Source organism: Halomonas cibimaris, from assembly GCF_055379665.1.
The window spans coordinates 377,628-396,010 of sequence record NZ_AP043828.1 but is presented as its reverse complement, the minus strand read 5'-3'; the positions used below and the strand labels follow the sequence as shown (position 1 = coordinate 396,010).

Below are 18,383 nucleotides of genomic sequence, written 5' to 3'. Positions count from 1 at the left end.
GGCTTACTCCCCGAGGCTGTATTTCGCGTCAAGCCGATTCATCTTCCAGGCATAGAAGAAGGTCAGCGCAATAAACGTCAGAATGGAGCCCTGCTGGGCAAACCAGAAGCCCAGATCGGTCCCGCCGACAGGGATACCCGCTAACAGCGGGCGCAGCAGGATGGCACAGCCGTAGGACACAAAGGCCCAAACGACCAGGCAGCCTAGAATGGTACGCACGTTAGCTCGCCAATAGGCGGTAGCGTTGGTGGTGTCATCTGTCATGGCGTGGTTCTCCGCTTGTGATTGTTAGGTTGGAGCAAGCCGGCGCCGTCCGACAGCAGCGGATAGTACCGGTACGCCGTCCCAGCGCGACGTGTTTTTATAGTGGGCAAAAAACGCCGGAAAGAAATCCAGACTTTGGTCTTGACACCAAGGTATCAGCTTCCCGGCCGGGGCATGGCCCTGCCCGGGCGCGCCCGCTGAAACGGCATGTGACGATGGTATAGGTGCCGAAGGGGGGTATAGCGTCAATACTGATGCCATCTGCTTTTTTGCCGTCGAGGGCGCCATGGTCGATGCCGATCTGTCTCAGCCACCTTTTTCCCTGCTTGACGCGGCAGGGCGTGAGCATGCCCGGCGAGGAATGGAGCTTGCCTGTTTCAATCGCGGCGAGGTAATGCTGGATACCGGCCAGGCCGGCGAATACTTGTACCTGGTGCATCGCGGAGAGGTCGCCGAGGTGGACCCAACGCTGCCGGACGGCGCCGCGCGTATCGGTCTTTATACCGCCGGTGATGTGTTTGGCGCCATCAGCATGATCAACGGCCAGAGCCGCTATCGCTTCATCGCCGAGCAGGAATGCCTGTGCTATCGCATCCCTCGGGTGCTGTTTCAGCAGCTGTGCCGGGCCTGCCCGGAGTTTGACGCCTACTTTCGTCAGTCGCTGGCGCGCAAGGCTCAGCGGCTGATGGAAAAGCGTGCCCAGGGCGGGGTAACCATGGCCGGGTTCATGCTGGCAAAGGCGAGCGACTGCATGCGTACGCCCCGGCGGATACGTGCCGATAGCGATATTGCCGCTGCGGTCACACAGCTTAACCGCCACCACGCCGACAGCCTGCTGGTGGAGGGCGACAGCGGCCTGGGCATGCTGACCAAGACCGACCTGCTCAACGCCATGGTGGTGGAAGAGGCCTCACGGCAAAGCGCGGTAGGCGGGCTGGCGCGCTATTCGCTGGTCACGGTCGCGCCGGGGCAGTATCTGTTCGAGGCGCTGGTGCTGATGACGCGCCATCGGATCGACCGGGTAGTGGTGCTGGACGGACAGACGCCGGTGGGCGTGGTCGAGCTGGCCGACGTGCTGAGCTATTTTTCCAGCCGCAGCTACGTGGTGAGCCTGCAGGTAGAGCAGGCCGCCGACTTGCCGGCGCTGGCCGCCGCCAGCCGGCGCACCCCGGAGCTGGTCAGCGCGCTGATGGCGCAAGGCGTCAAGCTGCGCTTTGCCATGGAGCTGCTTGCCGCACTCAACGGCCGTATCATCCACAAGGCCTGGACCTTCTGCGTCGAAGAGGCTTACCGCAGCGCCAGCTGTTTGGTGGTGATGGGCAGCGAAGGACGCGGCGAGCAGATTCTCAAGACCGACCAGGACAACGGCCTGATTCTGGAAGACGATCTCGACTGGCCCGCTGTCGGCACCACCACAGAGCGCTTCAGCGAGGCGCTGGCCGCGCTTGGCTATCCGCCCTGCCCGGGCAACATTATGGTGTCCAACCCCGAATGGCGGGGCAGCGTCAGCCAGTGGCAGGCGCGCATTGCCCGCTGGGCCGCCGACCGCGACGGCGACAGCCTGATGAAGCTGGCGATTATGCTCGACGCTCACGCCGTGGCCGGCAATCCGGCACTGCTGGCGCGCGTGCGCGAGACGCTGTTTGAGCACTGCGCCGAAGACGAGCTGCTGCTGTCCTACTTTGCCCGGGCGGCGCTGCGCTTTTCGACGCCGCTAACCCTGTTCGGCTCGTTGAAAAAGCCCCAGCACGGCATTGATATCAAAAAAGGCGGTATTTTCCCCATTGTTCACGGCGTGCGCACCATGGCGCTGGAACGGCGCATTGCCGCCACATCGACGTTTGCCCGGCTGGACGCGCTGGTGGCGGATGGCCGGCTGAAACGCGGTTTTGCCGACGACGTGGGCGAGGCGCTGTCGCTGTTCAGCGAGCTCAGGCTCAAAGGTCAGCTGGAGGCCGATGAAGCAAGCGGGCAGCGCGATCGGGTGGTCGTCCAGGCGCTGTCGTCGCTGGAGCGCGACCTGCTGCGTGAAGCCATGCATATCGTCAAGGACCTCAAGCAGCGGCTGTCGCACCGCTATCATCTGGAGTATTCCTGAACACGGCGCTATTGGTGGGACAATGCCCGCTGTTGTTACACTAGCGGGGCTATCATGGCGGCAGCGGCGGTGTCGTTGCCGCGCTTTTCCTTTCCCATTAATCGCACAGACTTCCTATGCCGCATTCCGACCCCGTGCAACGCTACGAACCCGTCGCGCCGCCGACGCCCGATGCCCCGTCCGCCGATGACGTGGAGCGCAAACGCCAGTTCAACAAGCTGCAAAAGCGTCTGCGCCGCCAGACCGGCCATGCGATTATCGACTATCGCATGATCGAGGAGGGCGACAAGATCATGGTGTGCCTGTCCGGCGGCAAGGACAGCTACACCATGCTCGACATGCTGCGCAGCCTGCAGCGCAGCGCGCCGGTGCGCTTCTCGCTGGTGGCGGTCAACCTTGACCAGAAGCAGCCCGGCTTCCCCGAGCACGTACTGCCTGACTACCTGGACGGGCTGGGCGTGGACTATCATATTCTTGAGCGCGATACCTATTCGGTGGTCAAGGAAAAAACGCCGGAAGGCAAGACCACCTGCGCGCTGTGCTCGCGGCTGCGCCGGGGCTCGCTGTACGGCTTTGCCGAGGAAATCGGCGCCACCAAGATTGCGCTTGGCCACCACCGTGAAGATATTCTGGAGACGCTGTTTCTCAACATGTTTTTCGGCGGCAGCCTGAAAGCCATGCCGCCCAAGCTGCTTTCGGACGACGCCAAAAATATCGTCATTCGGCCGCTGGCCTACTGCAAGGAAGCCGATATCGCCGAGTATTCCCGGCAGATGGCATACCCGATTATTCCCTGCAACCTGTGCGGCTCCCAGCCCAACATGCAGCGCCAGAACGTCAAGGCGATGCTTGACGAGTGGGACAAACACTACCCCGGCCGGCTGGAAAGCATGTTCAAGGCGGTGACCAACGTAGCGCCTTCCCAGCTTGCCGACCGCAAGCTGTTTGACTTTGCGCATCTGGAAGCCGAGCAGGAAGACGCGCTCGCCGGGCGCATCCAGGCGCTCAACGTGGGATAGAGCGCATCGCTAAGCGGCGTGTCGGGGGTAGCCATTTTTCGCGGATTAAAGTCCGCTCCCACAAAACCCGCGCCCTATTGTTTGAGAGCGGCCGGGCCGAGCTAAAACGCGCCGGCTTTTCGGGTAGCGGTGTGGGAGCGCAATTTATTGCGCGAATGCGGTCGGGGCTATCTCACGAAGACGCCGCTTCCTGGGCTTCTTCCTCGGCCAGGGCAAGAAGGCGTGGCATCCCCAGAATATTGACCTCGCGGCCGGAGACGGCCACCAGCTTCTGCGTTTGAAAGCGGCTTAAAATGCGGCTAACCGTTTCCACCGCCAGCCCTAGGTAGTTGCCGATGTCCGCCCGGGACATGGACAGCCGGAAACTGTAGGGCGAGTAGCCCCGGCGGCGAAAGCGATCGGAGAGGGTGACCAGAAAGCTGGCCATGCGCTGATCGGCGGTCTTGCGTGACAGCAGGCGCATCATGCGGCGGTCATCGCGCAGCTCCTTGCTCATGCTGCGATACAGCTGCACGCGCAGCTCCGGCAGCTGTTCGGAGAGCAAATCCAGGCGGTCGAAGGGAATCTCGCAGACGGTGGTGGTTTCCAGCGCGATGGCGCTGCCCGGGTAGCGCTCTTCATCGATGCCGTCGAGCCCTACAAGTTCGCTGGGCAGGTAGAAGTTGGTGAGCTGGTCATTGCCGCCGCCTTCGATGGCAATCTGCTTGAGACTGCCCGAACGAACGGCAAAAACGCTGGTAAAGATGTCGCCCTGACGAAACAGCGGTTCGCCTTTCTTGAGCGGGGCGCGACGCCGGATAATGGCATCGAACTGATCCATATGCTCCAGCTCAAGGGCAAGCGGCAGGCATAGCGAACTCAGGCTGCAGGTCTGGCAGCGAGTTTCGTGCAGCATGGGGCGCCGACGGCTGAGTTGTTCCGGCATGGAATCCTCCGTGAAGTAGGTCACGGGGGTATTATGGGAGCAAGCGCAGGGGGGCCACAAGTCGCCGGCGGCGCTTTGCCGCTAACGATGCGCGTCGAAGGCCCGAGCCAGCCGATGAAGCACGAGCCGTCCGTTGGGCGTAGCGCTGAGTATGTTGCCCTGGCGTTCGATGAGCCCGTCGCGCTGCGCTTCGCTCAGCCGGGCAAGGGCCCCGGCAAAATAGCGCGGCGCGTCGATCGCGAAATCCCGGCCCAGGGCTGTCAGGTCCAGCCGGGCATCGCACATTAGCCGTTCAATGGCGGCGTGGTGTAGCCGGTCGTCGCGGTCCAGATGGAAACCGCTCACCGTGGCGAGCCGGCCGGTGTCAAGGGCGCTGGCGTAATCGCCGAGCCGAGCGGGGTTTTGCGCGTAGGTGTGGCCGATGCGCGACGTGGCTGATATACCAAGGCCCAGCAGATCGCAATGCCCGTGCGTGGTGTAGCCTTGCCGGTTGCGCCCCAGCGTCTGCTGTTGGGCCGCTACGGCCAGGCGGTCGTCCGGCCGGGCGAAGTGATCCATGCCGATGTGCACATAGCCTGCCTGGACAAGCCGCTCAATGGCGATCTGCAGCATGGCCAGGCGGTCTGCGGAGGAGGGCAGCGCGGCGTTATGAATGCGCGGCTGGCGCGGGCCGCGCCGGGGATGATAGGCGTAGTCCTGCAGGGAGATACGCGCCGGGTTCAGGGCGATGATCTCGGTCAGGGTCTCAGCGAAGCTGTGCCGTGTCTGGGAAGGCAGGCCATAGCTGATAGCCAGGTTCAGCGAGCGAAATCCCAGCCGATGGGCTTCTTCCATCAGGGTTTCGGTCATAACGCGCGGCTGATGGCGGCGAATGGCCTGCTGCACGTCGGGATTGAAATCCAGCACCTCAAGGCTTAGCCGATTAAACCCCAGCACTTGCAAGTGGCGCAGGGTAAAAACGTCGGCCTCTCGCGGGTCGATTTCGATGGCGTAGTCGCGTTCCGGCGACGACGACAGCCCGAAACGGGCATCAAGCCGGTCGAGCAGATCGCTCATCTGGGCAAGGGTCAGAAAGGTCGGCGTACCCCCGCCCCAGTACAGCTGTTCCACCGGGCGTGCGCTGTCCAGGTGCCGTGAGGTGAGCACCATTTCGCGGTCCAGCCGAGACAGGTAGGGCTCGGCCCGGGAGGTATCGCGGGTGATAATGCGCGGGCAGGTGCAGTAGCCGCAGCTTTGGCGGCAAAAAGGCACGTGCACATACACAGACAGCCCGCGGCCGCTGGCGTTGCTGTGCTCCAGCGCCCGGCACAGGTCGTCACCGCTGAACGTAGCGTCAAACGCCTCGGGGTTGGGATAGACGTGATAGTGCGACCCGCCGGCGGCATAATGGCGGTGTAGGGCGTCCTGGCGGGCAGCAGTCAGCGCTGCAATATCGACAGACGAAGGGGCAGCGCTGGCCATGGCAGACAACTCCGGTGGGAAAGAACGCGACGGTGATAGCGTTATCCTAGCCGTGGCCGGTGATGAAGGAGTTGAGCTATATCAATTAAGCGCCGTTCATTGCGGACATGCCGGCCATGCGATAAAGCGACCATAGCTGCCACAGGGCAAAGCCGATGATGCTAAGCGCGGCGACGGTGCGGGTGGCCGGATGGCGAATCAGCGCGCTGAGCTGGCGTGCGGCAAGGCCTGTGGCCAGCAGAGCGGGCAGGGTGCCAAGGCCGAAAGCGCCCATTAGCAGCGCCCCGCGCCCCGGTTCGGCAATCGCCAAGCTCCAGGCCAGCATGGAATACACCAGCCCGCAGGGTAGCCAGCCCCATACCGCGCCCAGAGCGAACGCCTGGGGTACTTTGACGACCGGCATCAGCCGCCGGCCGAGCGGTTCGATGTGGCGCCAGAATCGTCGGCCCACGGCCTCGACTTTCAAAAGGCCTTTCCACCAGTCGGCGATATAAAGCGCCATTAAAATCAGCATCACAGCGGCGAACGCTTGCAGTATCACGCGGGTGGCCGGGGCAAGCGAGAACACCGTGCCCAGGCTGGCGACCAGTGCACCGGCAATCATATAGCTGCAGATGCGTCCGAGGTTGTAGCTCAAAAGCAGCCCGGACAGCCTGGCCGGGTGGCGCATGCTGGGCGGAACGGCAAAGGTCAGCGCGCTCATGATGCCGCCGCACATGCCGATGCAGTGGGCACCGCCCATCAGCCCAAAAACGAAGGCCGCCAGCAGCGGCGGCAGCTCAAGTCCGGCGGGGTTCATGGTGTTTTGTCCTCTTTTGCCTGCCGGCGCCGCTCGCGTGCGGCCTCGGCGTTGTGCCGGCGGCGTTCGCGCTCGTCCGGTGTCAGGTCGTTTTCATCCTCGTCAAAGAGAATGCGATACGCCGGGCCTTCCAGGTCATCGAACTGGTTGTTCTTCACTGCCCAGAAAAACGCCCAGACGGCGATGCTCAAAAACAGCAGCGATATGGGAATCAGCAAATACAGAATTTTCATGCGGCCACCGGAGACGGAGAAGAGACAGAAGGCGCCGGGCGAGTTTGCCAGCGCGTCAGGCGCAAAGCATTGCCCACCACCACCAGCGAGCTTGCCGACATGCCGATGGCGGCAAGCCAGGGCGGCACTACGCCAACGGCGGCAAGCGGCAGTGCAGCGGCGTTGTAGCATACCGACCACACCATGTTCTGGCGCATGATACGCCGCGTGGCACGGGCTATTTCAACCGCCTCGGCAATGCGCAAAAGCCTGGGGCTTAACAGCACGGCATCGGCCCGGGTACGGGCAAGGTCGGTGGCGCCGTTCATGGCAATGGCGACGTCGGCGCCGGCAAGCACCGGCACATCGTTGATGCCGTCGCCGATCATCGCCACGCTTTCTCCCTCTGCTTGCAGCGTCTGAAGGCGCGCAAGTTTGTTTTCCGGGCTTTGGCCGGCGTGCCATGTGGCGATGCCCAGCGCCGCGGCGAGTTCGCTTACCGCCGCGGCGGTGTCGCCGGAAAGCAGCTCAACCTCAAGCCCGTGGGCTTTCAGCGCGGCCACGGTGTCGGCGGCGTCTTCCCGCACCGCGTCGTGTAGCCGAAACCAGGCCCGGGGTGCGGCGTTTTCAGTGAGCAGCAGCCACTGGCCGTCGTCGGGGGCGGCCGGGCGTGCGTGGTTGGGGCTGGCCGGGTCGTGACAGGCAAAGGCCGGCTTGCCCAGCCGCCAGCGCCGGCCGTCAATGCGACCTTCGAGCCCCTGGCCGGTGGTGCTGTGGATATCAACGGCGCTAAGCGTGGCATCGCGGAAGGGCGCAAACGCCCGGGCAATGGGATGCTCCGAGCGGGCTTCCAGCGCGGCCGCCAGCGCCCGGGCGCGCTCAGCGGTGAGGTCGTCGGTAAGCGGGCGAGTGTCTACCAGCTGCATTTCGCCCCGGGTGAGCGTGCCGGTCTTGTCGAAAATGACCCGGTGCGCGGCGGAGAGGGTTTCCAGGGCATCGGCCCGGGTGACCAGCACGCCGCGCCGGCGCAGCTGGCCATGCCCGGCGGTGAGCGCGGTGGGCGTGGCCAACGCCAGCGCGCAGGGGCAGGTGACCACCAGCACCGAGAGCATCACCCAGAGCATGCGCGACGGGTCGATAAACCACCAGACTACCGCCACAGCAGCGGCCACCATCAGCAGGCGCAGAACGAACACGTGGGCCATGCGCGCCGCCATCTGCGCAAGCCGGGGGCGGCTGGCAAAGGCGCGATCGGTCAGGTCGAGTATCCCCGCTACCCGAGCATTGGCGCCGGCCCGGGTAACGCGTATCACCAGCGGATTTTCCATGTTCTGGCTGCCGCCCACCACACGTTGCCCCACGCAGCGGGTGACCGGCAGGTATTCGCCGGTAAGCATGGATTCGTCCAGGCTTGACTCGCCCTGTTCGATCACGCCGTCAGCGGGAACATCGTGGCCGGGTTTGATCAGCACGCGGTCGCCCTCGGCAAGACGGTTGGCGGGCACAATGCGCTCGCTGTCGTCGTCTTCCAGGCGCGTGGCGGAGGTGGGCAGCACGCCGCTCAGGGCGTTACCGCTTTGGCCGTTGCGCCGCCGTGCCCGGGTCTCGATGTAGCGGCTGAAGAGCAGAAAGAAGGTAAACATCGCAACGGAGTCAAAGTATACCTCGCCGTCGCCGGTGATAACGGCCCAGGCGCTGGCAAGGTAGGCGCAGCCGATGGCAATGGACACCGGCACATCCATGCCCAGCGCGCGGGTTTTCACGTCGCGCCAGGCGTTTTGGAAAAACGGCTGGGCGGAGAACAGCACCACAGGCGTGGCCAGGGCAAAGGACAGCCAGTGGAACAGCGCGTAGAAGTCGGCCGACATGCCGTCGCGGCCGGCGAAATAGATGGGGATGGAAAACATCATCACCTGCATCATGCCCACGGCGGCGACGATCAGCCGGCGAACGGTCATGCGCTCTTCGCGCTGAAGGCGTTTTTGCGCCTGATCCGGCTCGTAGGGCTGGGCGACGTAGCCGATGGCGGCCATTTCCGCGAGCAGCCGGGAGAGCTTGATGCGCGCCGGGTCCCAGGCAATGCGCAGGCGGTGGTGGGTAAGATTGACCGCGCTTGAGGTAACGCCGGAAAGCGCGTTGAGCCGATGTTCAATCAGCCAGGCGCAGGCCGCGCAGGTAATGCCTTCCACGGCCAGGGTGGCGTGGACGCGGCCGTCGTCTTCGGCATGAACGAAACTTGCCTGCAGCTCGGGGTCGTCGAATACCGCCCAGGTATCGGCGCGGGCGGTTGTCTGCTCGTCGGGGCGCTCGGGCAGTTCGGTGCGAAAACGGTAGTAGCTTTCCAGCCCGCCTTCCACAATCGCATGGGCCACGGCCTCGCAGCCCGGGCAGCACAGCGGGTGCTTCTCGCCGTCGAGCTCGATGTGCCACGGTGCCCTGTCCGGCACCGGGCTGCCACAGTGATAGCAGTCAGCGGATGCGGCCATTAGCTCTCCGCGGGGCTTTCGGCTTTTTTCGTGCGACCGCCGGGATGCAGCCTGATGCGCTTTTCCGTGGGCAGGCGGGCTTCACCGATCAGCCGCCACTCGGGGTCGTCGGCCACAGGCTGCAGCTGCAGGTACCAGCGGTACTGCAGGTTATCCGGGCCCTGGGCGAGATAGCGGCCTTCGCGCACGTGTTCCAGCACGAAGGTTTGGTCGTGATCGCTTTCCGTTGGGAAAATAAGCTTCAGCTCAAGCTCGTCAGGCCGGCGCGCGCCTTCCAGATCGAGCACGATATCGCGGGTTAGCGGATCGATACGCAGATCGCCGGCAAGGCGCAGCTCGCGGGCACGGTTTTGCTTGGCCAGCACCATGTTGATGGCTTTACCGTGCTTGTAGTAGTCGTCTTCGATGACGCCATCGTAGTATTTGATCGAAAAGATCGCATACGTGGTGCCAAACGCCACCGACGACAGCAGGATGCTGATCAAAAACCACGGCCAGAACTGCTTGTACCAGGGCTCGTAAAGCGTTGAATGCTCGGTATCCGATGCGGGGTCGCGGGCCATCGTGACTACCTCAGGTTGCCGATGAAGCGCGTGTCGCGCTCAAGTTGAATGCTGCCGTCGCTTTCGGCTTCGAGCGTAAGGGTGATGGCATGGCTGGGTTTTTCAATCACCTCGGGGTCGGCCTTGATGGTGACCACGGCCTGGCGCGATTCGCCTGCCGGTACCGCAATGCGCTGGCGGTCGAGCGACAGTCCGGGCAGCCCGGAGACGCTCAGGCGATAGGTATGATCGATGCCGCCCAGGTTGCGTACGGTCAGGCTGTAGACGTTGCTGATCTGGCCGTCGTTTGTCATCTGATAGAGCTGGGTGCGATCACGCTCGGCGTCGAAGTCCAGCGGCGTGCGATCGCCTACCGCCCAGACAAAAGCACCGATCATCACGGCGAGGGCGATGAAATAGCCGATCAGCCTGGGCCGCAGGATGTGCGTTTTCTTGCCTTCCAGCGAGTTTTCCGTGGTGTAGCGAATCAGCCCGCGAGGGTAGCCCATTTTGTCCATGACGCTATCGCAGGCGTCAATGCAGGCGGCACAGGTAATGCATTCATATTGCAGCCCGTTGCGGATATCGATGCCTGTGGGGCACACCTGCACGCACAGATCGCAGTCAATGCAGTCGCCGTAGCCGGCTTCTTTTACCTGTTCGTGAGACAGGCTTTTCTTGCGCTTGCCGCGCGGCTCGCCTCGTGCAGCATCGTAGGACACAATCAGCGTATCGCGGTCAAACATGACGCTCTGGAAGCGGGCGTAGGGGCACATGTAGATGCACACCTGTTCACGCAGCCAGCCGGCGTTAAGGTAGGTAAATACCAGAAAAAAGCCCACCCAGAAGTACGACCAGCCGTTGGCGCTGAGCGTTGCCAGATCGGGAGCGAGCTGGCGAATGGGGGTGAAATAGCCCACAAACGTCAGCCCGGTCGCCAGCGATACCAAAAGCCAGGCGGCGTGCTTGGCAGCCTTGCGTTTGAGCTTGTCGGCATTCATCGACTGTTTGTCGAGCTTCATGCGACGATTGCGCTGCCCTTCAGTGCGATGCTCGATCCAGATGAAAAGAAACGTCCACACGCTTTGCGGGCAGGTGTAGCCGCACCAGACGCGGCCGGCGAACACGGTGATGAAAAACAATCCGAACGCGCAGATGATTAAAAGCCACGAGAGCAAAGCGAATTCCTGCGGGTAGAACGTCGCGGCGAAGATATGGAATTCGCGGTCAGGCAGATCAAACCAGACCGCCGGACGGCCGCCGATGTTGATCCACGGCAGCACAAAAAACGTAAGCATCAAAGCCCAGTTGGCGCTGCGCCTGACCTTTTGAAACAGTCCTTTGATTTCGCGCACGTAAATGTGGCGGCGTCTGGCGTACATCTCTTGGGTGGCGGGCCGTTCGGCAGGCGTGTGATGTCCTACCGGATCCGGTGTGACGTCTTGGCTAGGAATCTTGTCCATGGCGGTATCGCAGCTCAGAAAGGCAGAAAACAAGAGGGAGTAACAGCTTGCCACAGCAGGCTATCATTTACGCTAGTGTACTGGATTATGCATGGAAAAAGGGTGCGGCCCCCGGCCGCACCCTTTTTTCGCTTCCCTTGCTTGCCGGGGCAGCGGTGATCAGTCGTCGTAGCGCAGACTGTACACGTAGGCCGCCACCAGGTGCACCTTGTCCTCGCCGATGTAGGCTGCCTGAGCCGGCATGTGACCGTTACGGCCGTTACGCAGCGTCTGGCGAATGGAGTCGGCAATCGGCTGGCCGGGCTGCTGGTACAGCCAGGTATTGTCGGTCAGGTTGGGCGCACCCAGTGCGGTGTTGCCGGTGCCGTCGGGCCCGTGACAGGCTGCACAGACCGACATGAAGGTGCTTTGACCTTTTTCGGCACGGGCGCTGTCATGGTCTTCGCCGGACAGCGAAAGCACGAACTGGGTCAGATTTTCGATGTTTTCCTCACCCAGCTGCTGCCAGGACGGCATCAGGCCGTTACGTCCGTTATTGAGCGTCATGACGATGTTTTCCGGCTTGCCGCCGTACAGCCAGTCGTCGTCGGTCAGGTTGGGAAAGCCGTAGCCGCCCTTGGCGTTGGAGCCGTGGCAAACGGCACAGTTGTTGAGAAAGATGCGCTCGGCAACCTGCATGGCCTCCTGGTCTTTTGCCAGTTCCGGAATGGGCACCTGCTGATACTGCTCAAAGATCGGCGCGAAACGCTCTTCGGCCTGTGCGACTTCCTGCTCCCACTGGCTTTCCTGAGACCAGCCGAGCAGCCCGGCAAAGTTGCCAAGCCCCGGATACAGCACCAGATAGCCCAGTGAAAAGATGACGGTGCCAACGAACAGCTGAAACCACCACTTGGGCAGCGCGTTGTCGTACTCCTCGATACCGTCCGCGGCGTGGCCGGTGGTTTCCACGTTGCCATCAGCGTCGGGCGTTTTGTCGGTGCGGCGATTGGCAAACAAAAGCCAGGCGCTGAGCCCGATGGTGCCCAGCGAAATGATAATGATCCAGGCACTCCAGAAGCCGGAGAGGGAGTCACCCCATAGATAGCTCATGTATTTTTGTCTCCCTTGTCTTGGCGGGACTGTGCGGCGTCTTCTGACGCGGCAGGCTTGTCGCGGGCGGGTGGCTCGTCATCGTCGTCGGCGAAGGGCAGGTTGGCCGCTTCGTCGAAGTCCGGCTTGCGGCGTTTGGAGTAGGCCCAGCCGATAATACCTACGAAAGCAATGAGCAGGACTAGCGTGACGACGCCTTGAAAATCTCCCGAATCCATAACTTATCGAGTACCTTTCAGCACGGTGCCCAGCTGCTGGAGGTAGGCAATCAGCGCGGTGATTTCCTGGGTGCCCTCCACTTCAGCCGTGGCGTTTGCAATCTGCTCGTCAGTATACGGAACACCCAGCGTTTTCAGCGTGCGCATCTTGGCGGAGATGTCCTCGCCGTCCAGGGTGTTTTCGAAAAGCCAGGGGTAAGCCGGCATGATGGACTCCGGCACCACATCGCGCGGGTTGTACAGGTGGGCGCGGTGCCAGTCGTCGCTGTAGCGACCGCCGACGCGAGCCAGATCCGGGCCGGTTCGCTTGGAGCCCCACAGGAAGTTGTATTCGTAGACCTGCTCGCCGGCGACGCTGTAGTGGCCGTAGCGCTCGGTTTCGGCGCGGAACGGGCGAATCATCTGCGAGTGACAGCCCACACAGCCTTCACGGCGGTAGATGTCGCGGCCTTCCAGCTCCAGCGCGGAGAGGGGCTCAAGCCCCTCGACCGGCTCGTTGACCTGCTTTTGGAAAAAAAGCGGTACCACCTCGGCCAGGCCGCCGAAACTGATCACAACCAGGATCAATACGGCAAGCAGGCCTACGTTTTTTTCAACAATCTCGTGTTTCATCGGTCTTCACTTTCCCGGTTAGGCGGCTTGCGGTGCCGGCTGCTCGCTGACAGATTCGCGGCGCTTGACCGTCATGTAGACGTTGTAGGCCATGATCAGCATGCCGGTGACCCAGAACAGGCCGCCGATAAGGCGGACGAAGTAGCCCGGTGCGCTGGCTTCAACGGCTTCGACAAAGGTGTACATCAGCGTGCCGTCAGGATTGATCGCGCGCCACATCAGGCCCTGCATGATGCCGTTGACCCACATGGAGGCGATGTACAGCACGGTGCCGATGGTGGCCAGCCAGAAGTGCACGGCGATCAGGTTGATGGAGTGCATCTCAACGCGGCCGAACAGGCGCGGAATCAGGTGATACATCGAACCGATGGTGATCATGGCCACCCAGCCAAGCGCCCCGGCGTGTACGTGCCCGATGGTCCAGTCGGTGTAGTGCGACAGCGCGTTGACCGTCTTCACTGCCATCATCGGCCCTTCGAAAGTCGACATGCCATAAAACGACAGGGCTACCACCAGAAAGCGCAGAACCGGATCGGTGCGCAGCTTATGCCAGGCTCCGGAGAGCGTCATCATGCCGTTGATCATGCCGCCCCAGGACGGTGCGAGCAGAATGATCGACAGCACCATGCCAAGCGACTGCGTCCAGTTGGGCAGTGCTGTGTAGTGCAGGTGGTGCGGGCCGGCCCACATATACACCATGATCAGCGCCCAGAAGTGGACGATGGACAGGCGATAGGAATAGACCGGGCGCTCGGCCTGCTTGGGCACGAAGTAGTACATCATGCCGAGAAAGCCGGCGGTCAAAAAGAAGCCCACGGCGTTATGCCCGTACCACCATTGCACCATGGCATCAACGGCCCCGGCGTAGATGGAGGTAGAATACATCGGCGTGACCGGCAGCGCGGCGTTGTTGACGATATGCAGCACGGCGATGGTCAGAATGAACGCGGCATAAAACCAGTTCGCCACGTAAATATGCGAGGTCGTCCGCCGCTTGATGGTCATCAAAAAGACCGCAGCGTAGGAAATCCACACCACGGCGATCAGGATGTTGATCGGCCATTCGAGCTCGGCGTACTCCTTGGTAGTGGTATAGCCCATCGGCAGAGAGACAATGGCGGCGACGATTACCGCCTGCCAGCCCCAGAACGTAAAGGCGGCGAGCTTGTCGGAGAAAAGCCGCGCCTGACAGGTACGCTGAACGACATAGTAGGACGTGCCGATAAGCGCCGAGCCGCCAAAGGCGAAGATAACGGCGTTGGTGTGCAGCGGACGCAGGCGCCCGAAGCTTGTCCAGGGCAGGCCGAGGTTGAGTTGCGGCCAGACCAGCTGGGAGGCAATGATGACGCCAAGCGTCATGCCGATAATGCCCCACACAACGGTCATGATCGCGAACTGCCGAACTACCTTGTAATTGTAGGTCGGATGTTCCAGTGCTGTGTTCATTTTATGTTCCCATCGAACGCGGTTAGGGGGTACCTCGTACAGAGTATACTTTGTACGAGTGCGGCCACCCGCTTGATGATGCAGGTCAATATTCACGGTGGATTCTAGCGCAGCCTGCGCGGAAGCTGAACCTGACGAACGTATGCAAGGACTATATTGATGAACGACGCTACGTTGCGCCGTGCACCAGCAGCGCCGGTGAAAGTCGCTGAAAATCGGCTTGCAGATGCGCTGCAGCAGTGCGGTGATACGGATTTTTTAGTGGCAAATCACGGCTTTTTGCGTGCCTGCGGCAGGCCGCGTGGCGGTCGCTTACTGTTTGCTCACGGTGCAGGGGCCGGCACCGGCTCGCCCTTTATGCGTCAGTTTGTCGCAGCGCTGGCAGAGCATGACATACAGGTGCTGACCTTTGAGTTTGCCTACATGCAGCGCATCAGCGAAACCGGCAGGCGCCGCCCGCCGCCTCCGGCAGCCACCCTGGTTGCTGCGTTTGCTCGCTGGTATGAACTTATCGTATCCCAGGTGAAAGGGCCAGTCTGGCTGGGCGGCAAGTCCATGGGCGGTCGTATAGCCAGCCTGTTAGCCGCTCAGCGTGCGGTTGACGGTCTGGTTATCGCCGGCTATCCGTTTCATCCGCCGCGTAGCCCGGAAAAACAGCGTCTGGCGCATTGGCCCAGCGTGGATTGCCCGGCGCTGATACTGCAGGGAGAACGCGACCCCTTCGGCACCTATGCAGAAGTCATGACGTATTCCCTGCCGGCCAATGTGACGCTTAAATGGCTTCGCCAGGCCGATCACGACTTCGTGCCGCGCCAGGTAACAGGGCTGAGCCAGCAGAATTTGATTGACGAAGCAGCAAGATGTGCGGCATGCTTCGTCCGCGCTGAGGGCAGAGCCCGGTAAATGACAGCACGCGCTGCGCAGTTTTTCGAACCGATCGGCCCGGCAAAATGGGACCATCGTCGAAAAACGTCAAAGCGGCCGATAAGTGTTGACACGCAGCCGATACTCTGTAGAATGCAGCGCCACGTGATCGACGGGTGGTTAGCTCAGTTGGTAGAGCACCAGCCTTACAAGCTGGGGGTCACTGGTTCGAACCCAGTACCACCCACCACTCAAACGGCAAACGTTTGAATGATACGACACGCTGCAGCGGGGCATGCCCTGCTGTATAGAAAAGAAAAACACTGCAGTGTTTGTGTGGACCGGTAGTTCAGTTGGTTAGAATGCCGGCCTGTCACGCCGGAGGTCGCGAGTTCGAGTCTCGTCCGGTCCGCCACGCAGCAGACGTTTTGCCTTTTCATTCCGTACCCGAGTGGACCGGTAGTTCAGTTGGTTAGAATGCCGGCCTGTCACGCCGGAGGTCGCGAGTTCGAGTCTCGTCCGGTCCGCCACGGTAAGGAAACATACCTGTTAAACGTGGGTGGTTAGCTCAGTTGGTAGAGCACCAGCCTTACAAGCTGGGGGTCACTGGTTCGAACCCAGTACCACCCACCACGTTCAAGTTTGAAGTTTTATCGCACGTCTTCCCGTTCGCCTGTTGTAAACAGCGAGAGAGGCAAGCGCACAGCGTATACGCTTCAAACCGCTTATTAGCGGACCGGTAGTTCAGTTGGTTAGAATGCCGGCCTGTCACGCCGGAGGTCGCGAGTTCGAGTCTCGTCCGGTCCGCCATAAGCGCTTCCCCGCAGTTTCTCAGCAATGCTTCTTCGCAAGCGTTTTTATAGATCGCGATCTGGCTGACTTCTTGCCGGCCACCATCATCTTTCGTATCGCTTTGACAGCCAGTGCCGGTGCGCCGGAAATAGGCGTTGTCGCCTGTCGCCTGTCGCCTGTCGCCTGTGCCAACCGCTGTGTTCGGCAAGCGGCCCTGCGCCGATGTTTTTTCGACCCCGGAACAATGTCCGAGGTCTTTTATCCAGCCGGCTACAGGATCGAGGCGTCTTTTATGCCTGAGCATCCAGGGCGTGCACGCCTGCCTTGGCGATTACAACGTCCTGATCGGGCTTGACGCCGGAGACGCCCACTGCGCCTACTACGTGGTCGTTTACGATAATCGGAACGCCGCCGGATAGCAGCCCCTGGAGCGGGGCGCTGACAAAGGCCGTTCGCCCTTTGTTGATCATGTCTTCAAACACCTCGGTTTCCTTGCGGCCGACGGCGGCGTTGCGCGCTTTATGCGTGGCCGTATCGGCAGTGAAAGGGGCTGCGCCGTCAAGCCGGCGAAGTGCCAGCAGATGGCCGCCGTCATCGGTAACGGCCACGGTGATGTTCCAGCCTTGCCGGTCAGCTTCCTGCTGAGCGGCGTCCAGAACACGTGTAACGTCTGCCTGGGTTAGAATGGCTTTGGTTTGCATGATGAAGTCCTTGTATGGCGGGTGTGTGTTTATGGATGCGGTGTAAAAGTACGCAGGCGAGGGCACCGCACGGGGAACTGCCGACGCAAAAGCGTGTTGGCAACATGGCAAGGCTGCACGGAATGTGCAGCCTTGCAGTCGATGATAGACCGCTTCTTATACCAAGGTGTCGTCGACCACTTCAATCCAGTGGCGCACAGGGGTGCGACCGGCACCGGCCAGGTGAGTTTGGCAGCCGATATTGGCGGTCACGACGACGTCGGGATGGCCGGCCTCCAGCGCGTCCAGCTTGTTATCGCGCAGCTGGGTGGCAAGTTCAGGCTGGGTGATGGAGTAGGTGCCGGCTGAGCCGCAGCACAGATGGCCGTTTTGCACTGGAGTAAGCGCGAATCCCAGCTTTTGTAAAACGTCTTCCACCGCGCCGCCAAGCTGCTGGGCATGCTGAAGAGTGCAAGGGCACTGAAAGGCCAGGCGCTGGTCCGAGCGAACATCCAGCTTGTCAAGCGGCGCCTTACGCAGCACTTCCACGATATCCCGGGCCATGCTGCTGATGGTTTTTGCCCGGGTAGCGTAATCCGGGTCATCCTTGAGCATTTCGCCGTATTCCTTGACGAAGGCGCCGCATCCGCTGGCAGTTTGCACAATGGCTTCTGCGCCTTGCTCCACGTAGGGCCACCAGGCATCGATATTGGCGCGCATGCGCTCCCGGGCTTGCTCCTGAGCGCTGAGGTGAAAGTCGATGGCGCCGCAGCAGCCTGCTTCTGCTACCGGCGTCACGCTAATGCCCAGCCGGTCAAGCACTCTTGCCGTGGCGGCGTTTGTGTTGGGAGAGAGACCGGGCTGCACGCAGCCTTCCAGCAGCAGTACGCGCCGCGCGTGCCGATCCTCTGCCGGCCGTGAGCCGGCGTCCACGGGTGCCGCCGGCATTTTGTTGCGCAGCTTGCCGGGGACCAGCGGTGTAAATGTCTGCCCAAGGCGCAGCAGCGCTTTGAATCGGGCCGGGTTGACCAGCATCTTGCGCAGGCCGTAATCGCTTAGGCGCTTGCTTACCGAACGCGGGGCGCGGCGTTGAACTTCGGCGCGGCCAATGTTGAGCAGCTTGCCGTACTCCACGCCGGACGGGCACGTTGTCTCGCAGTTAAGACAGGTGAGGCAGCGGTCAAGGTGCGTCTGCGCCTTTTCGGCTGCTTGCGTGTCGTCATCGGCGCTTTCCAGCAGCTCTTTCATCAGATAGATACGCCCACGGGGCCCGTCGCGTTCGTCGCCAAGCAGCAAATACGTGGGGCAGGTGGCATTGCAAAACCCGCAGTGCACGCAGGCGCGCAGCACTTCATCGGCTTGTTGAATGTGGGGTTTCTGGCGATCGGCGTCGCTAAAGTGCGTTTGCATCGC

At 61.9% G+C, this 18,383-nt stretch carries 17 protein-coding genes and 5 tRNA genes; 8 read left to right on the top strand and 14 right to left on the bottom strand.

Going from position 1 to position 18,383, the window contains the following annotated elements:
• Positions 1-3: 3 nt before the first annotated feature.
• Positions 4-264 carry a DUF4212 domain-containing protein gene (locus tag ACZ415_RS01875; RefSeq protein WP_344704129.1) on the bottom strand — a complete coding sequence of 87 codons (261 nt, stop codon included), beginning with the start codon at positions 262-264 and terminating at the stop codon, positions 4-6.
• A gap of 286 nt (positions 265-550) precedes the next feature.
• Here ACZ415_RS01875 and ACZ415_RS01870 point away from each other — a divergent pair, with 286 nt between their 5' ends.
• Both ACZ415_RS01870 and ttcA read left to right on the top strand, forming a co-directional pair.
• Positions 551-2,362 (top strand): DUF294 nucleotidyltransferase-like domain-containing protein, encoded by a 1,812-nt coding sequence (locus ACZ415_RS01870; protein ID WP_344704127.1) that lies wholly within the window; start codon positions 551-553, stop codon positions 2,360-2,362.
• Positions 2,363-2,478: 116 nt separating this feature from the next.
• A complete protein-coding gene (gene ttcA / locus ACZ415_RS01865; RefSeq protein ID WP_344704125.1) occupies positions 2,479-3,381 on the top strand; it encodes a tRNA 2-thiocytidine(32) synthetase TtcA in 903 nt (300 codons plus the stop codon).
• Between the two features lie 172 nt (positions 3,382-3,553).
• Here ttcA and fnr read toward each other — a convergent pair whose 3' ends face one another.
• From fnr to ccoN, 11 genes are all read right to left on the bottom strand, one after another.
• Positions 3,554-4,306, bottom strand: coding sequence for a fumarate/nitrate reduction transcriptional regulator Fnr (gene fnr, locus ACZ415_RS01860; RefSeq protein WP_344704123.1), 753 nt, complete (start codon positions 4,304-4,306; stop codon positions 3,554-3,556).
• Between the two features lie 81 nt (positions 4,307-4,387).
• Positions 4,388-5,767, bottom strand: a complete 1,380-nt coding sequence (gene hemN, locus ACZ415_RS01855; RefSeq protein ID WP_344704121.1) for an oxygen-independent coproporphyrinogen III oxidase — start codon at positions 5,765-5,767, stop codon at positions 4,388-4,390.
• 85 nt (positions 5,768-5,852) lie between these two features.
• Complete coding sequence (locus ACZ415_RS01850; RefSeq protein WP_344704119.1) at positions 5,853-6,566, bottom strand: sulfite exporter TauE/SafE family protein; 714 nt, start codon at positions 6,564-6,566, stop codon at positions 5,853-5,855.
• Positions 6,563-6,799 carry a cbb3-type cytochrome oxidase assembly protein CcoS gene (ccoS, locus tag ACZ415_RS01845; protein WP_344704117.1) on the bottom strand — a complete coding sequence of 79 codons (237 nt, stop codon included), beginning with the start codon at positions 6,797-6,799 and terminating at the stop codon, positions 6,563-6,565. The genes ACZ415_RS01850 and ccoS overlap by 4 nt, the downstream gene beginning before the upstream one ends.
• Positions 6,796-9,264 (bottom strand): heavy metal translocating P-type ATPase, encoded by a 2,469-nt coding sequence (locus ACZ415_RS01840; RefSeq protein ID WP_464387733.1) that lies wholly within the window; start codon positions 9,262-9,264, stop codon positions 6,796-6,798. The genes ccoS and ACZ415_RS01840 overlap by 4 nt, the downstream gene beginning before the upstream one ends.
• Positions 9,264-9,827 (bottom strand): FixH family protein, encoded by a 564-nt coding sequence (locus ACZ415_RS01835; protein WP_344704113.1) that lies wholly within the window; start codon positions 9,825-9,827, stop codon positions 9,264-9,266. Before ACZ415_RS01835 ends, ACZ415_RS01840 begins: the two co-directional genes overlap by 1 nt.
• A gap of 5 nt (positions 9,828-9,832) precedes the next feature.
• Positions 9,833-11,269, bottom strand: coding sequence for a cytochrome c oxidase accessory protein CcoG (gene ccoG / locus ACZ415_RS01830; RefSeq protein ID WP_344704111.1), 1,437 nt, complete (start codon positions 11,267-11,269; stop codon positions 9,833-9,835).
• A 159-nt stretch (positions 11,270-11,428) separates the two neighbouring features.
• On the bottom strand, positions 11,429-12,358 hold the full coding sequence (gene ccoP, locus ACZ415_RS01825) for a cytochrome-c oxidase, cbb3-type subunit III (RefSeq protein ID WP_344704109.1): 930 nt from the start codon (positions 12,356-12,358) through the stop codon (positions 11,429-11,431).
• Positions 12,355-12,576, bottom strand: coding sequence for a cbb3-type cytochrome oxidase subunit 3 (locus ACZ415_RS01820; protein WP_344704107.1), 222 nt, complete (start codon positions 12,574-12,576; stop codon positions 12,355-12,357). Before ACZ415_RS01820 ends, ccoP begins: the two co-directional genes overlap by 4 nt.
• 3 nt (positions 12,577-12,579) lie before the next feature.
• The gene (ccoO, locus tag ACZ415_RS01815; RefSeq protein WP_344704105.1) at positions 12,580-13,188 is read right to left on the bottom strand and encodes a cytochrome-c oxidase, cbb3-type subunit II; all 609 of its coding nucleotides are present in this window, start codon (positions 13,186-13,188) and stop codon (positions 12,580-12,582) included.
• Positions 13,189-13,206: 18 nt separating this feature from the next.
• Positions 13,207-14,634: a cytochrome-c oxidase, cbb3-type subunit I gene (gene ccoN / locus ACZ415_RS01810; protein WP_344704103.1), complete on the bottom strand. Its 1,428-nt coding sequence runs from the start codon at positions 14,632-14,634 to the stop codon at positions 13,207-13,209.
• A gap of 357 nt (positions 14,635-14,991) precedes the next feature.
• Between ccoN and ACZ415_RS01805 the strand changes: the two genes are divergently transcribed.
• The 6 genes from ACZ415_RS01805 (at position 14,992) to ACZ415_RS01780 (ending at position 16,308) form a co-directional block, all read left to right on the top strand.
• Complete coding sequence (locus tag ACZ415_RS01805) at positions 14,992-15,537, top strand: alpha/beta family hydrolase (RefSeq protein WP_464387732.1); 546 nt, start codon at positions 14,992-14,994, stop codon at positions 15,535-15,537.
• A 135-nt stretch (positions 15,538-15,672) separates the two neighbouring features.
• A tRNA-Val gene (locus tag ACZ415_RS01800) sits at positions 15,673-15,748 on the top strand.
• Positions 15,749-15,836: 88 nt separating this feature from the next.
• Positions 15,837-15,913 (top strand) — tRNA-Asp (locus ACZ415_RS01795).
• A 38-nt stretch (positions 15,914-15,951) separates the two neighbouring features.
• Positions 15,952-16,028: transfer RNA gene (locus ACZ415_RS01790), tRNA-Asp, on the top strand.
• 27 nt (positions 16,029-16,055) lie between these two features.
• Positions 16,056-16,131, top strand: a tRNA-Val gene (locus ACZ415_RS01785).
• Between the two features lie 100 nt (positions 16,132-16,231).
• Positions 16,232-16,308: transfer RNA gene (locus tag ACZ415_RS01780), tRNA-Asp, on the top strand.
• Positions 16,309-16,580: 272 nt separating this feature from the next.
• Here ACZ415_RS01780 and ACZ415_RS01775 read toward each other — a convergent pair.
• Together ACZ415_RS01775 and glcF are read right to left on the bottom strand one after the other, a co-directional pair.
• A complete protein-coding gene (locus ACZ415_RS01775) occupies positions 16,581-16,991 on the bottom strand; it encodes a heme-binding protein (RefSeq protein WP_344704101.1) in 411 nt (136 codons plus the stop codon).
• Between the two features lie 156 nt (positions 16,992-17,147).
• Positions 17,148-18,380, bottom strand: coding sequence for a glycolate oxidase subunit GlcF (glcF, locus tag ACZ415_RS01770; protein ID WP_344704099.1), 1,233 nt, complete (start codon positions 18,378-18,380; stop codon positions 17,148-17,150).
• Between the last annotated feature and the right edge of the window lie 3 nt (positions 18,381-18,383).

Excerpts from the sequence above, each read along its gene's own strand:
- ACZ415_RS01875 (WP_344704129.1), bottom strand. The coding sequence starts at position 264 with ATGACAGATGACACCACCAACGCTACCGCCTATTGGCGAGCTAACGTG.
- ACZ415_RS01870 (WP_344704127.1), top strand. The coding sequence starts at position 551 with ATGGTCGATGCCGATCTGTCTCAGCCACCTTTTTCCCTGCTTGACGCG.
- ttcA (WP_344704125.1), top strand. The coding sequence starts at position 2,479 with ATGCCGCATTCCGACCCCGTGCAACGCTACGAACCCGTCGCGCCGCCG.
- fnr (WP_344704123.1), bottom strand. The coding sequence starts at position 4,306 with ATGCCGGAACAACTCAGCCGTCGGCGCCCCATGCTGCACGAAACTCGC.
- hemN (WP_344704121.1), bottom strand. The coding sequence starts at position 5,767 with ATGGCCAGCGCTGCCCCTTCGTCTGTCGATATTGCAGCGCTGACTGCT.
- ACZ415_RS01850 (WP_344704119.1), bottom strand. The coding sequence starts at position 6,566 with ATGAACCCCGCCGGACTTGAGCTGCCGCCGCTGCTGGCGGCCTTCGTT.
- ccoS (WP_344704117.1), bottom strand. The coding sequence starts at position 6,799 with ATGAAAATTCTGTATTTGCTGATTCCCATATCGCTGCTGTTTTTGAGC.
- ACZ415_RS01840 (WP_464387733.1), bottom strand. The coding sequence starts at position 9,264 with ATGGCCGCATCCGCTGACTGCTATCACTGTGGCAGCCCGGTGCCGGAC.
- ACZ415_RS01835 (WP_344704113.1), bottom strand. The coding sequence starts at position 9,827 with ATGGCCCGCGACCCCGCATCGGATACCGAGCATTCAACGCTTTACGAG.
- ccoG (WP_344704111.1), bottom strand. The coding sequence starts at position 11,269 with ATGGACAAGATTCCTAGCCAAGACGTCACACCGGATCCGGTAGGACAT.
- ccoP (WP_344704109.1), bottom strand. The coding sequence starts at position 12,358 with ATGAGCTATCTATGGGGTGACTCCCTCTCCGGCTTCTGGAGTGCCTGG.
- ACZ415_RS01820 (WP_344704107.1), bottom strand. The coding sequence starts at position 12,576 with ATGGATTCGGGAGATTTTCAAGGCGTCGTCACGCTAGTCCTGCTCATT.
- ccoO (WP_344704105.1), bottom strand. The coding sequence starts at position 13,188 with ATGAAACACGAGATTGTTGAAAAAAACGTAGGCCTGCTTGCCGTATTG.
- ccoN (WP_344704103.1), bottom strand. The coding sequence starts at position 14,634 with ATGAACACAGCACTGGAACATCCGACCTACAATTACAAGGTAGTTCGG.
- ACZ415_RS01805 (WP_464387732.1), top strand. The coding sequence starts at position 14,992 with ATGCGTCAGTTTGTCGCAGCGCTGGCAGAGCATGACATACAGGTGCTG.
- ACZ415_RS01775 (WP_344704101.1), bottom strand. The coding sequence starts at position 16,991 with ATGCAAACCAAAGCCATTCTAACCCAGGCAGACGTTACACGTGTTCTG.
- glcF (WP_344704099.1), bottom strand. The coding sequence starts at position 18,380 with ATGCAAACGCACTTTAGCGACGCCGATCGCCAGAAACCCCACATTCAA.